Source organism: Streptomyces venezuelae (assembly GCF_008642295.1).
Classification (GTDB): domain Bacteria; phylum Actinomycetota; class Actinomycetes; order Streptomycetales; family Streptomycetaceae; genus Streptomyces; species Streptomyces venezuelae_C.
Window position 1 is genome coordinate 3,569,734 of the sequence record NZ_CP029190.1, and the last position, 11,451, is coordinate 3,581,184.

Below are 11,451 nucleotides of genomic sequence, written 5' to 3' on the forward strand. Positions count from 1 at the left end.
CTCGGTGTGGCGCGGTTCGTCCGCGACCGGTCCCGACACCCAGCACATCACATAACGCACGCACTCCGTCACCGTTCGTCGTGAATTGACGTGAGCGGATCCAAACTCTCCGCTTATCGGTCCGCCCGGGACGGCGGGGTGCGGTCCGTAGTGGGGGCAGCGGCGGGGTCGGGCGGGGTGAGGGTGGGCCGGGCCGGGTGAGGCCGGGCCGGGGCCCGGTGGGGCCAGGCCGGGCCGGGTGAGGCCGGCCCGGCGGGTCAGACCAGCCGGACCGGCTTCTCCGGGCGGACGCCGAGCTCGGCGAGCCAGTCCCGCAGCGGCTCCGGGTCCCCGTCCTCGACCAGGGACAGCACCCGCGGAGCCAGGTCGGAGCGGCGCTCACCGCCGACCAGCAGCACCGGACCGTCGAGCCAGTCCAGGCCGGGGCCCGCCCCGGCGGAGTCCACGGCGGCACAGCAGACCATCGCCGTGACATGGTCGGCCAGCAGGTCCCGGCCGGTCCGCGGGGGCTGGAGCGGGAACAGCGGCACGGCATCCGCACCGCGCGCCTTCGCCGCCTCGGCGCCGGCCGAACGCTCCTCCCGCGCCACGTCCCCGCTGAGTCGGCCGGCCAGGGCTTCCCCGGCCGAGCCGTCCTCGTCGGCGAGGTACCCGATCACCCGCTCCAGGGTGGGCCCGGCCAGTACGTCGGGCACCCCGGCCAGGGTCCCGGTCCCGGCACCGGATACGGGTCCGGATGCGGGTCCCGACGCGGTTCCGGTTCCCGGGCCGGTGTCGGCGGTGCGTCCGGCACGGGCCGGGACACCGGGATCGCCGGTACGGGCCGGCACCCCGGAGGGCACCGCCAGCGCATCCAGGGCGGCATGGAGCCGGGCCGCCTCGGTCCGCCATTTACGGTCGACGACCTCCTCCGGATAAGCCGACCAGTCCACCGGGGACCAGTCCGGGCCGGACTCCGAGGGACCGCCGTGGAACAGGCGGGCCGCCAGCAGCGAGGCCGCCTCGTCGATCACACCGGGCCGTTCCAGCAGGTCACAGGCCGGGCGCTCGCCCAGCCGGGAGGTGAACCCGTCGGCCAGCCGGTCGCGGCGGGACAGCTCGGTCAGCGCCGAGACCACACCCGCGTCCAGGTGGGCCGGCCAGCGGCCCATCCGCCAGGCCGGCAGCGCCACCCGGGTCAGCAGCCGGTCCCAGCCCGCATAGGCGAGGCCGACCTGTTCCTGGGCGACGATCCGCAGGCCGTAGTCCACGCTCTGGGCCCGCTCCGAGGCGGCTGCGGCCACCCCGCGCTCCATCTCCGTGGCATCCGCCCGGCACAGCCGCAGCAGCAGCCTGGCGGGGCGGGCGATCCAGCCGAGCCCGCGCCGGTTGCCCACGTCCACGGCGGCATCCAGCCCGCGTACGAAGCGTCGGGCCTCGGCTATGTCCGGCTGCGCCGAAGGGCCCGTACCGGCGACGACCGGGGCCAGTACGGCGCGCAGCTCGGCCACTCGCATCCACCACAGGAAGGGGGAGCCGATGACCAGCACCGGGGCAGCCGCGGCGGGGTCGTTGACATCGGGGGATATCCCGCGCCGCCGGTGTGCCGGATGCGTGCGGTCCTCGAGCCAGCTGTCGCAGTCGGGGGTCAGCGCTATCGCGGACGGCGCCGGCACCTCCAGCCGCTCGGCCAGATCGCGCACCATCCGGTAGAGATCGGGGGCGGCGGCCTCCGACAGCGGCACGGTGGGCGTCACGGCCGGACTGGCCCGCAGCACCACGGCGGCGAAGATCCCGCCGGTCAGCAGCACCAGCACGGCGACGGCGCACACGGCGAGGGTCACGACGGGCCAGGGGTCCCCGGCCAGCCGCCCCGTCATCCGGGCGGCCACCAGCACCACCGCGAGGGCGGCGGGCAGCAGCGCGACGGCCAGAGCCCTGCTGCGTACCCGCAGCACGGCAAGGGCCCGGTGGCGCGCGGACAGCGCACCCACCTCCATGGTCGAATCCATGGTCGAACCGGTTCCGGACACGGCCGGACCTCACCCCCTCTGCCCTGTGGCGGCTTTGCTCACTCCCCCACTGTGACACTCGCCACTGACATCGCAATGTCGGTGGGCCAAGTGCCGGAACAAGCTCCGGATTGCTTGCGCCGCACCCTAGTTGGGGTGTGGGCGGCCGTCAGGCGAAGGGCACATCGATCACCCGATGGAATGGCTTTGGGTAAAGCTGGCTGCGTTCGAAGGCGGCCGGATGCAATCGCACGCGCGGGCCCGGGCGCAGCTGGTGCGCACCGGGCCCGCGTCGCAGGACTCCGTTTCAACCGGCGGGCCGCCGTACGAGACCGTGCCGACGGGGGCCGGTCGGGCGGCTCAGCGCCCTTCGGCCGCCTTGGCCGCGATGTCCGTACGGTGCTGGGAACCGGCCAGCCGGATCCGCCCGACCGCCTTATACGCCCTCTCCCGGGCCTCCGCCAGATCGGAACCGGTCGCGGTGACGGAGAGGACCCGGCCGCCCGCACTGACGACGCTGCCACCCTCCTGGCGGGTGCCGGCGTGCAGGACGTACGCCGCCGGGCCGTCCTGGGCGGCGACCTCGTCCAGGCCCTCGATCGGGTCTCCGGTGCGCGGGGTGCCCGGGTAGTTGTGGGAGGCGACGACCACGGTGACGGCCGCGTCCTCGCGCCAGTTCAGCGGCGGCTCGGCGTCCAGGGTGCCGTTGGCGGCGTTCAGCAGGACGCTGCCCAGCGGGGTGCGCAGCCGGGCCAGCACCACCTGGGTCTCCGGGTCGCCGAAGCGCGCGTTGAACTCGATCACCCGGACTCCGCGGGAGGTGATCGCGAGGCCGGCGTAGAGCAGGCCGGAGAAGGGGGTGCCGCGGTGGCGCAGCTCGTCGACGGTCGGCTGCAGAACGGTGGCCATCACCTCCTCGACCAGCTTGGGGTCGGCCCAGGGCAGCGGGGAGTAGGCGCCCATGCCGCCCGTGTTGGGGCCTTCGTCGCCGTCGAGGGCGCGCTTGAAGTCCTGGGCGGGCTGCAGCGGGAGCACGGTGACGCCGTCGGTGATGGCGAACAGCGAGACCTCGGGGCCGTCCAGGTACTCCTCGATGACCACGCGGTCGCAGGCCAGCGCGTGCTCGCGGGCGGCGGTGAGGTCCTCGGTGACGACGACGCCCTTGCCGGCTGCCAGGCCGTCGTCCTTGACCACGTACGGGGGGCCGAAGGCGTCGAGGGCGGCGTCGATCTCCTCGGCGGTGGTGCAGACGTAGCTGCGGGCGGTCGGCACGCCGGCCGCGGCCATCACACCCTTGGCGAAGGCCTTGGAGCCCTCCAGCTGCGCGGCCTCGCCGGACGGGCCGAAGACGGGGATGCCGGCCGCGCGGACGGCGTCGGCAACCCCGGCGACCAGCGGGGCCTCCGGGCCGACGACGACCAGATCGGCGCCGAGCTCACCGGCCAGCCGGGCCACGGCGTCGCCGTCGAGGGCGTCCACCTCCCGCAGCTCGGCCACGTCCGCGATCCCCGCATTACCGGGGGCGCAGTAGAGCGCGGTGACGTCGGGGTCGAGGGACAGAGAGCGGCACAGGGCGTGTTCGCGGGCGCCGCCGCCGATGACGAGGACCTTCACGGGATGCAGCCTAGCCCGCGCGCCGGTGTGCCCTTCGTGCGGCCACCCCAATCCGGGGCCGCTACTCGTTCGTATATTCCTCCACCACGGTGGCCCCGAGCTCGCGCACGATCAGGTCGTGACCGGTGAGCGCGCTCTCGACGAGATCCGGGTCGTCCGCTTCCGGTACGTCGTCCTCGGGCGCGACCGGAGCGGGTGCCGCCGGGGCCGGCTCCGGCCGCGGCGGGGCTGCGGCGGGGGCCGGGGTGTACGCGGGTGAAGGCGCCGGGGCGGGGGCCGGAGCCGGGGGCTGGGCCTGGACGGGCGGCGGGGTGTAGGCGGGCGCGGCCGGGGCGGTGTACCCCCCGGCGGCCGGGGCGGGCGCGCCGCCGCCGAGTACGGCCTCGATCTTCCAGTGCACCTGGAACTGCTCGGCCAGTACCGCCTTGAGGACGTCCTCGCTGCCGCTGCTGGAGAAGTTGTCCCGGGCCCCCGGGTTGGGGAAGCCCAGCTGCAGGGTGGTCCCGTCGAAGCCGCTGACCTGGGCGTTCTGGCTGAGCAGGATCCAGGTGAACCGGCGGCGGTTCTTGACGGCCTCCAGGATGCTCGGCCACATCGCCTGGACCTGCCCGGCACCGGCGGCCATGCCGGGTGCCGCCGCGGCGGGTGCGGGAGCCGGGGCCGGTGCGGGGGCGGCGGCGGCCTGCTGAGGGGCGGGCGCGGCGGCGGCCGGAGCACCGGAGCCGGGCTGGGCGGCCCCAGGCCAGGCCCCGGGCTGCGCCGCTCCGGGCCATGCGCCGGGCGCCGGGGCGGCAGGTGCCGCGGGGGCGGCCGGGGCTGCGGGGGCGGCCGGCTGAGCGGGGGCACCGGCCCCCGGCACCGCGGCTCCGGGCCAGGCCCCGGGCGCGGCGGCCGGAGCGGATTCGGCCTGAACGGGCGCGGCAGCGGCAGCAGCAGCGGGCTGCACGCCCTCCGCGGGTCCGGGAACTCCGGCGGCAGGCCCGGAGGCCCCGGCGGCCCCTGCCGCCGGAACTGCCCCCGCTGGCTGCGGACGTACCGCCGCGCGGGCAGCCGCCGGCCCACCGCCCGGAGCCACCTGCTGCGCCGGCGCGACCGGCGCGACCGGCGCCATCGCATGCGCCTCGGGCCCGGGCACGTACCCCATCGCCGGTGCGCCGGCCGGCGGTACTGCCATCGCCATGCCGCCGCGCTCCAGCCGGTCGAGCCGGGCCTGGAAGGACCGCTCGTCGTCGAAGGCCGCGGGCAGCAGCACCCGCGCACAGATCAGCTCCAGCTGCAGCCGGGGCGAGGTCGCCCCGCGCATCTCGGTCAGCCCGGTGTTGACCAGATCGGCCGCCCGCGACAGTTCGGCCGCGCCGAACACCGAGGCCTGCGCCTGCATCCGCTCGACCACATCCGCGGGCGCGTCGATCAGGCCCTTCTCCCCCGCGTCCGGGACGGCCGCCAGGATCACCAGGTCCCGCAGCCGCTCCAGCAGGTCGGCGACGAACCGCCGGGGGTCGTTCCCGCCCTCGACGACCCGGTCGACCACCTCGAAGGCCGCGGCGCCGTCCCCGGCCGCGAACGCGTCCACCACCGAGTCCAGCAGCGAGCCGTCCGTATATCCGAGGAGCGCGGTCGCCATGGCGTATGTCACACCGGCTTCGCCGGCACCGGCCAGCAGCTGGTCCATGACGGACATCGAGTCACGCACCGACCCCGCACCGGCCCGCACCACGAGCGGCAGCACCCCGTCCTCGACGGGAATGCCCTCGCGCCCGCAGACCTCGCCGAGGTACTCCCGGAGCGTCCCGGGCGGGACCAGCCGGAAGGGGTAATGGTGCGTCCGGGACCGGATGGTCCCGATGACCTTCTCCGGCTCCGTGGTCGCGAAGATGAACTTGAGGTGCTCCGGCGGCTCCTCGACCACCTTCAGCAGGGCGTTGAAGCCCGCCGAGGTGACCATGTGGGCCTCGTCGATGATGTAGATCTTGTACCGGCTGCTCGCCGGCCCGAAGAACGCCTTTTCCCGCAGGTCGCGGGCGTCGTCCACGCCACCGTGCGAGGCGGCGTCGATCTCGATGACATCGATCGAGCCCGGGCCGTTCCTGGCCAGGTCACGGCAGGACTGGCACTCCCCGCAGGGAGTCGGGGTGGGACCTTGCTCACAGTTCAGGCACCGGGCGAGGATGCGCGCGCTGGTCGTCTTTCCACAGCCGCGCGGCCCGCTGAACAGGTACGCGTGATTGACCCGGTTGTTCCGCAGGGCCTGCATCAGCGGGGCAGTGACATGCTCCTGCCCGATGACCTCGGCGAACGACTCGGGGCGATAGCGGCGGTACAGCGCAAGGGACGACACGCTTACGAGGTTATCCGGGCCCGCCGACAACGGGCGGCCACCGCCCACCCGGAAACGCAAGCGCCCCCCACGCACCCGCCAGAGCCCACTTACCCTTGCTGCCTTCCGGCCCTGGGGGAGTTGGGTGAGATAGCGCCACGTGAGGGGCTGCCCCCACCCTAGCGGATGTACGCCCCGGGAATCGACCCGCACCCCTTCGAGCTCCCCGCCCGACGATCACGTTCGCGAGCACCCCTCAACGTCTTGTATTGTTTGCGGCGGAGGATTCGCCTAGTGGCCTAGGGCGCACGCTTGGAAAGCGTGTTGGGGGCAACCCCTCACGAGTTCGAATCTCGTATCCTCCGCAGCCGCCTGAACAGGCGAAACGAAGAGCCGGACCGTTGATTGCGGTCCGGCTCTTCGGTGTGCCGTGGTTGCATTTCCGGTTGCGTTTACATCGCCTCAATCCAGACTTTTCGGCGCATCGGTGGCCGACGCCGCCCTCCACGTGCCGAGACCCCGGGAGGAACCCCTTCCGTTCCGCACCCGCGACCACGGCGAAGGCACCATCCTTGAACTCTGCACCGGAGCGGCTTCGGTGCTACTCAGGCTCGGTTCGACGAGGTGCCCCATGAAATCCCGGTCAACGCTGGCGTCCTGGCTGGGCAGCCTCGACGCTCCCCGCCTGGCGCGTGTGCTCGCGGTACGGAAGGACGCGGCGTCGTCTCCGGAGCCGCGGACGGTGGGGGAACTGGCGGACCGCCTCCAGCGCCCGGGGTCGGTGGCGTTGGCCCTGCCGCAGCTCCCCCTGCCGTGCCTGCAAACGGCCGAGGCGCTAGCGGCACTGGGAGGACTGGCGTCGCGCGATGCCCTGGCGAAGCTGCTGGGAGCGACGGGCGGTGAAACCGCCCGTCGGCTGGACTCCGCGCTGGAGGTGCTGGCCGATCACGCACTGGTGTGGCCGGACGACACCGGAGCACTCCGCATGGCCGCACCCCTGCGGCAGGCGTGGGACGCACCCCTGGGGCTGGACACCCCTCTGGAGAAGCTGCTGGCAAGCGTGACCTCGGACGAGCTGCGCACCATGCTCGTGACTCTTGGCATCAAGCCACCCAGCACCAAGCAGCAGCGACTGGCGGCCTTGGTGGATCACCACGGCGACCCGCAAGCCATCGCCACACTGGTGGCACGGGCACCGGCAATCACACAGAAGCTGCTTGCCCGCCGAGCGGAATCCGCGGCGGGGCAGCGGCAGTTCATCGTGTTCGGATCACCCGGGCCGGACCTCGAACCCGGCGCGCGATGGGCACTCGACCGGGGGCTCCTGGTCGCGGACCGCCACCGGTACGGCCCCGCGCGCATGCCCGTCGAAGTCGCGCTGGCGCTGCGCGGGCCGGACTGGCACGCCCCGTTCGCCCCCCTGCCGCCTTCCGCACAGGTGGTGCCCGTCGGCGCCGCCGAGGTGGAACGGGAGACCGCAGCCGCGTCCACGGCACTTGCCGCCCAGGCCGCCTCTGTCTTGTCGGCCTGCTCCGCTTCCCCGCCTGCCAGGCTCAAGTCCGGTGGGATCGGCGCACGTGAACTCGCCCGGATCGGCAAGGCCTCCCAGGCCGACGACGCCGTGGTCCGCATCGTCCTGGAGACCGCATACGCCGCCGGACTACTGGGCCGGGACGGCGACCGTGTGGCACCCACCACGACATACGACGCCTGGGCGGGCCAGGAGCCCGCCGAACGACTCGCCGTACTGCTCCAGGCATGGCACAACCTGGCACTCACCCCCACCCGGGCGCGTGACGAGGACAACAAGGTGCTCCCCGCCCTCGCGGGAACACCTCCCTGCAGCGGCTGCCTGCAGGCCCGGCACGGACTGCTCCACGCGGCGTCGCAGCTTCCGGCGGGGCACGGCGCGACCATTGCCTCGGACCTGGGCCCGCTGGTGGCCTGGCATCGCCCGCTCGCTGACGCGTCGCCCCTGGATCGGACACCGTTCGCCTCCCTGATCCGCGAGGCCGAGCTGATCGGCGTGCTCGCCCGCGGCGCTCTGTCTCCCCTCGGCCACGCCCTGCTGGAAGACGACGTCCCAGGACTGGCCGCCGCGTGCCGGCGGCTCCTGCCCACGGCCACCCGGACAGCGCGGATCGGCGCCGACCTCACCGCCGTCGCCACCGGCACTCCCTCGGCACCACTCACCGCGCTGCTGGATTCCGTCGCCGACCGCGAGACCAGCGGCACGGCCTCGGTCTGGCGGTTCAGTACCGACAGCGTCCGCCGGGCCCTGGACGCCGGGCACACACCGGACGACCTCACAGCCAATCTGGCCGCTGTCGCTACCGGACCGCTGCCCCAGCCCCTGTCCTATCTCATCTCCGACACCGCACGCAGTCACGGCCGCGTGCGCATCGCCCCCGCCGCCTGCGTCATCCACGGCGAGGAGCCGGCGCTGCTCGCAGAGCTCGCCGCCCACCGCGAGCTCGCCAAACTCGGCCTCCGACAGCTCGCGCCCACGGTGCTGGTCAGCCGCAGCCCGCTCGACGCGACCCTCGCCGCGCTCCGCGCCGAGGGCTACGCCCCCGTTGCCGAGACCGCCGACGGAACCGTACGCATCGAGAAGACCCGACCGCAGAGGGCCTCCGCCGTACCGACCCCCCGAATGGCCGGTACGGACACCGACCGCCACACCGCGGTCAACCACACCGCGAGGACACCGGCCGGCACCGACCCGAACGCCCTGGCCGCCCGCCTGCTCACCGCCCCGCCCACCACCCCAGACCCCGACCCCTTCGGCAGCGGGGTCCCCTTCGGCACCGACACCGAGGAGATCGTCGCCGGGTACGCGAAGCGGCTGTCCTACACCGATGTCCGCCAGCTCGCCCATGCCATCGACGCCGGAACGCCCCTCACCGTCGAATACGTCGCCACCTCCGGCAACCGCACGGTGCGCACCCTCAGCCGCCTCGAACTCGACCCGCCCTACCTCGAAGCCTGGTGCCACCTGCGAGAAGACGAACGCGTATTCACCCTCTCCCGGATCCACAGCGTCATGCCGACGTGACTCCATGGCCTCGATGAACCATCGGAGGTATAGTTGTTTCCATACTTGATATAAGGAGGTGCACATGAGTCGGACAGTGATTGATCTCGATGACGAGCTGGTGGCAGACGTAGCCAAAGCCTTGGGTACCAGCACGAAGAAGGAGACGGTCAACACAGCCCTGCGCGAGGTGCTGGAGAACAGGCGGCGGGCGCTGGCCTTGACCCGCCTGCGCGCCGCGGCCGACGAAGGTGCGTTCGATCTGACACTCTTCGAGGACAAGCGGAACTACCGACGGTGAACGCCGCTCTCTACCTGATCGACACCAGCGCCCTCGCCCGCTTCATGCGGGGCGACGCGGAGCAGTACGGCTGGGACCAGGCAGCAGCCGCCGGCCTGATCGCCACGTGCCCCATCACCGAGCTGGAGTTGTTCTACAGCGCCCGATCGGCTGCCGACCGGGCACGCGGCATCGAAGACATGCGGCTGCTGTTCGGCTGGGTCCCGGTCGACGACCGCGCTTACGAGCGGGCCTGGCAGGTCCAGGAGGCCCTCACCAAGCAAGGCAAGCACCGCAGCGCAGGTGCGGTCGATCTCGTTGTCGCAGCGACTGCCGAGCTGCAGGGGCTCACCCTCCTGCACCGTGACCACGACTTCGAATGCATCGCCGCAGTAACCGGCCAACCCCTCCAGTGGTACGGCCCGGAGGGCGGTAAGTAGCCGAGCGGTGGTTGCGGTTCTGGCTGCATTCGCCTCCGTCCGGGGCCGTCCGGACTGAGCTCATCAGAACGCTCCGCCACAGGTCAGGATGCCTACGGCCCCCGCCGGACGGCCGTACGAACATTTGGAAAGCGTGTTGGGGGCACCCCCTCACGAGTTCGAGTCTCGTATCCTCCGCCGGCAGAAGGCCCGGACCGCACCAGCGGCCCTTCTTGTACGCCCTCAGCCGGTTCCAGCAGGATGCCGACGGCGAGCTGCTCTACAGCGCGGTGGAGGAGGACCTGAAGCGGCTGCTGGCCGAGTACGGCCCGCCCAACAAGACGACGCCCGCCTACCCCTTTCACCATCTGGTCAGCGATGGGGTGTGGGAAGTGCACACCGACCGCGGGCCCGGCAGTCCCGGAAGCGCGGTGCGGGAGCTGCGGGCGGCCGGGGCGGCTGGGCGGCTCGCCCCGGAGCTTCGGGAAACCCTCCGGCGGGAGCCGTCGCTGCTGGGCCGGATGGCGCGCGTCTTGCTCGACCTGCACTTCCCGCCCTCCCTCCACGGCGAACTGTGCGAGGCGGTCGGCCTGGAGCTGGAGCCTGCGGAGACCGGGCGGGTTTCCTCCGCGCGGCGGAAGAGGGACCGGCGGATGCGGGAGCTGGTGCTGACGGCGTACGAGTACCAGTGCGCTTTCTGCGGATACGACGGGCGGATCGGGGCGCGAACACGTCATAGCCCTTGCGGGCCGCCCGCTCATCGGCCCACAGCCGGGCGTCCGCCCCGTGGCGGCGGACCACCGCTCCTGGCACACCGGCCAGGTCTTCCACGGCACCCCACGCCCCGCCGCGGATCTTCCCCGGGCCAGAGCCCAAGAGGGCTCACACCCCCGCCCTCAGCTCAGCCCTCGTACTCCCAGGGGTTGAGCAGGAGCGCGCCGGTCCGCGTCAGGTGCTTCACGTTCCGGCTCACCAGAGTCCACCCGTTCGCCAAGGCGGTGGCGGCGATCAGTGCATCTGGCGCCTCCCACGCCGCACCAGGTCCGGTGTCTGCGCGATGCCGGCCTCGATCTCCGCGATCGTGATGACGCTCAGATGGAGACCGGTGGCCGGGACCGAGCGGGCCCAGGCAACAACCGCTGGAGCGGGGTTCCGCCGGGTAGTGATCTCGGCGACCACGTTGGTGTCGAGGAGATGGATCACTCGCCGCCCGCCGCGTCGTCGTAGGAGCGACATCGGCGAGATGCTCGGGCTTGAGCCGGCGGCTGCTCTCGACGCCGCATTGATCACCGGGGCGTGATCGGGCCCGGACCGCACCAGCGGTCCGGGCCTTCGTCGTTGGCCGGGTTGTGGAGGGCGGGGGTCAGGCCAGGATTCTGGCCTTGGCCCGGTCGAACTCCTCCTGGCTGATGTCCCCCTTCTCCTTCAGTGCGGAGAGTTTGGCCAGCTCGTCCGCCGAGCTGCCGCCGCCGGAGTCCGCGGCCTGCCGGACGTACTGCCGGAACGATTCCTCTTGTTCCTTGAGCTGCTTCACGTCCCGCTCACCCATGCTCCGTCCACGCGCGATGAGGTAGATGAGGACACCGAGGTAGGGGATCAGCACGACCAGGACCAGCCAGCCGGCCTTGCCCCAGCCGCTCAGGCTGTGGTCTCGGAAGATGTCGGTGATGACCTTGAAGAGCAGGAAGAACCACAACACCCATAGGAACAGCCACAGCATCGTCCAGAAGAGGTTGAGCAGCGGGTAGTCATCCATACCGATCGACTCCGTTCACACCGTTCACCGGACCCCGTTC

General features: G+C 72.5%; 8 protein-coding genes, 1 tRNA gene, 1 other RNA gene and 1 pseudogene. 5 read left to right on the forward strand and 6 right to left on the reverse strand.

Annotation, left to right across the window (positions count from 1 at the left end):
* Positions 1-257: 257 nt before the first annotated feature.
* From DEJ50_RS15685 to ffs, 4 genes are all read right to left on the reverse strand, one after another.
* A complete protein-coding gene (locus DEJ50_RS15685) occupies positions 258-1,991 on the reverse strand; it encodes a hypothetical protein (RefSeq protein ID WP_150212160.1) in 1,734 nt (577 codons plus the stop codon).
* 360 nt (positions 1,992-2,351) lie between these two features.
* The gene (gene purD / locus DEJ50_RS15690) at positions 2,352-3,605 is read right to left on the reverse strand and encodes a phosphoribosylamine--glycine ligase (RefSeq protein WP_150208621.1); all 1,254 of its coding nucleotides are present in this window, start codon (positions 3,603-3,605) and stop codon (positions 2,352-2,354) included.
* A gap of 61 nt (positions 3,606-3,666) precedes the next feature.
* Positions 3,667-5,943 (reverse strand): DNA polymerase III subunit gamma and tau, encoded by a 2,277-nt coding sequence (locus DEJ50_RS15695; RefSeq protein WP_150208622.1) that lies wholly within the window; start codon positions 5,941-5,943, stop codon positions 3,667-3,669.
* Positions 5,944-5,996: 53 nt separating this feature from the next.
* Positions 5,997-6,095: signal recognition particle sRNA small type (gene ffs / locus DEJ50_RS15700), an RNA gene on the reverse strand.
* Between the two features lie 107 nt (positions 6,096-6,202).
* Between ffs and DEJ50_RS15705 the strand changes: the two genes are divergently transcribed.
* The 5 genes and pseudogenes from DEJ50_RS15705 to DEJ50_RS34680 all read left to right on the forward strand — a co-directional run bounded on the left by DEJ50_RS15705 (position 6,203) and on the right by DEJ50_RS34680 (position 10,582).
* A tRNA-Ser gene (locus DEJ50_RS15705) sits at positions 6,203-6,287 on the forward strand.
* Between the two features lie 266 nt (positions 6,288-6,553).
* The gene (locus DEJ50_RS15710; protein ID WP_150208623.1) at positions 6,554-8,977 is read left to right on the forward strand and encodes a helicase C-terminal domain-containing protein; all 2,424 of its coding nucleotides are present in this window, start codon (positions 6,554-6,556) and stop codon (positions 8,975-8,977) included.
* A 64-nt stretch (positions 8,978-9,041) separates the two neighbouring features.
* Positions 9,042-9,257, forward strand: a complete 216-nt coding sequence (locus DEJ50_RS15715; protein WP_079428878.1) for a type II toxin-antitoxin system VapB family antitoxin — start codon at positions 9,042-9,044, stop codon at positions 9,255-9,257.
* Positions 9,254-9,676 (forward strand): PIN domain nuclease, encoded by a 423-nt coding sequence (locus DEJ50_RS15720; RefSeq protein ID WP_150208624.1) that lies wholly within the window; start codon positions 9,254-9,256, stop codon positions 9,674-9,676. Before DEJ50_RS15715 ends, DEJ50_RS15720 begins: the two co-directional genes overlap by 4 nt.
* A gap of 122 nt (positions 9,677-9,798) precedes the next feature.
* A pseudogene (locus tag DEJ50_RS34680) lies at positions 9,799-10,582 on the forward strand (restriction endonuclease).
* Between the two features lie 81 nt (positions 10,583-10,663).
* On the opposite strand, the gene DEJ50_RS34685 reads toward DEJ50_RS34680, so the two are convergent.
* Both DEJ50_RS34685 and DEJ50_RS15735 read right to left on the reverse strand, forming a co-directional pair.
* The gene (locus tag DEJ50_RS34685; protein WP_223837770.1) at positions 10,664-10,891 is read right to left on the reverse strand and encodes a hypothetical protein; all 228 of its coding nucleotides are present in this window, start codon (positions 10,889-10,891) and stop codon (positions 10,664-10,666) included.
* 127 nt (positions 10,892-11,018) lie between these two features.
* Positions 11,019-11,411, reverse strand: coding sequence for an SHOCT domain-containing protein (locus DEJ50_RS15735; RefSeq protein WP_150208625.1), 393 nt, complete (start codon positions 11,409-11,411; stop codon positions 11,019-11,021).
* Positions 11,412-11,451: the final 40 nt, after the last annotated feature.

Coding starts and splice junctions, on each gene's coding strand:
- DEJ50_RS15685 (WP_150212160.1), bottom strand. CDS start 1,991: ATGGATTCGACCATGGAGGTGGGTGCGCTGTCCGCGCGCCACCGGGCC.
- DEJ50_RS15710 (WP_150208623.1), top strand. CDS start 6,554: ATGAAATCCCGGTCAACGCTGGCGTCCTGGCTGGGCAGCCTCGACGCT.
- DEJ50_RS15715 (WP_079428878.1), top strand. CDS start 9,042: ATGAGTCGGACAGTGATTGATCTCGATGACGAGCTGGTGGCAGACGTA.
- DEJ50_RS34685 (WP_223837770.1), bottom strand. CDS start 10,891: ATGTCGCTCCTACGACGACGCGGCGGGCGGCGAGTGATCCATCTCCTC.
- DEJ50_RS15735 (WP_150208625.1), bottom strand. CDS start 11,411: ATGGATGACTACCCGCTGCTCAACCTCTTCTGGACGATGCTGTGGCTG.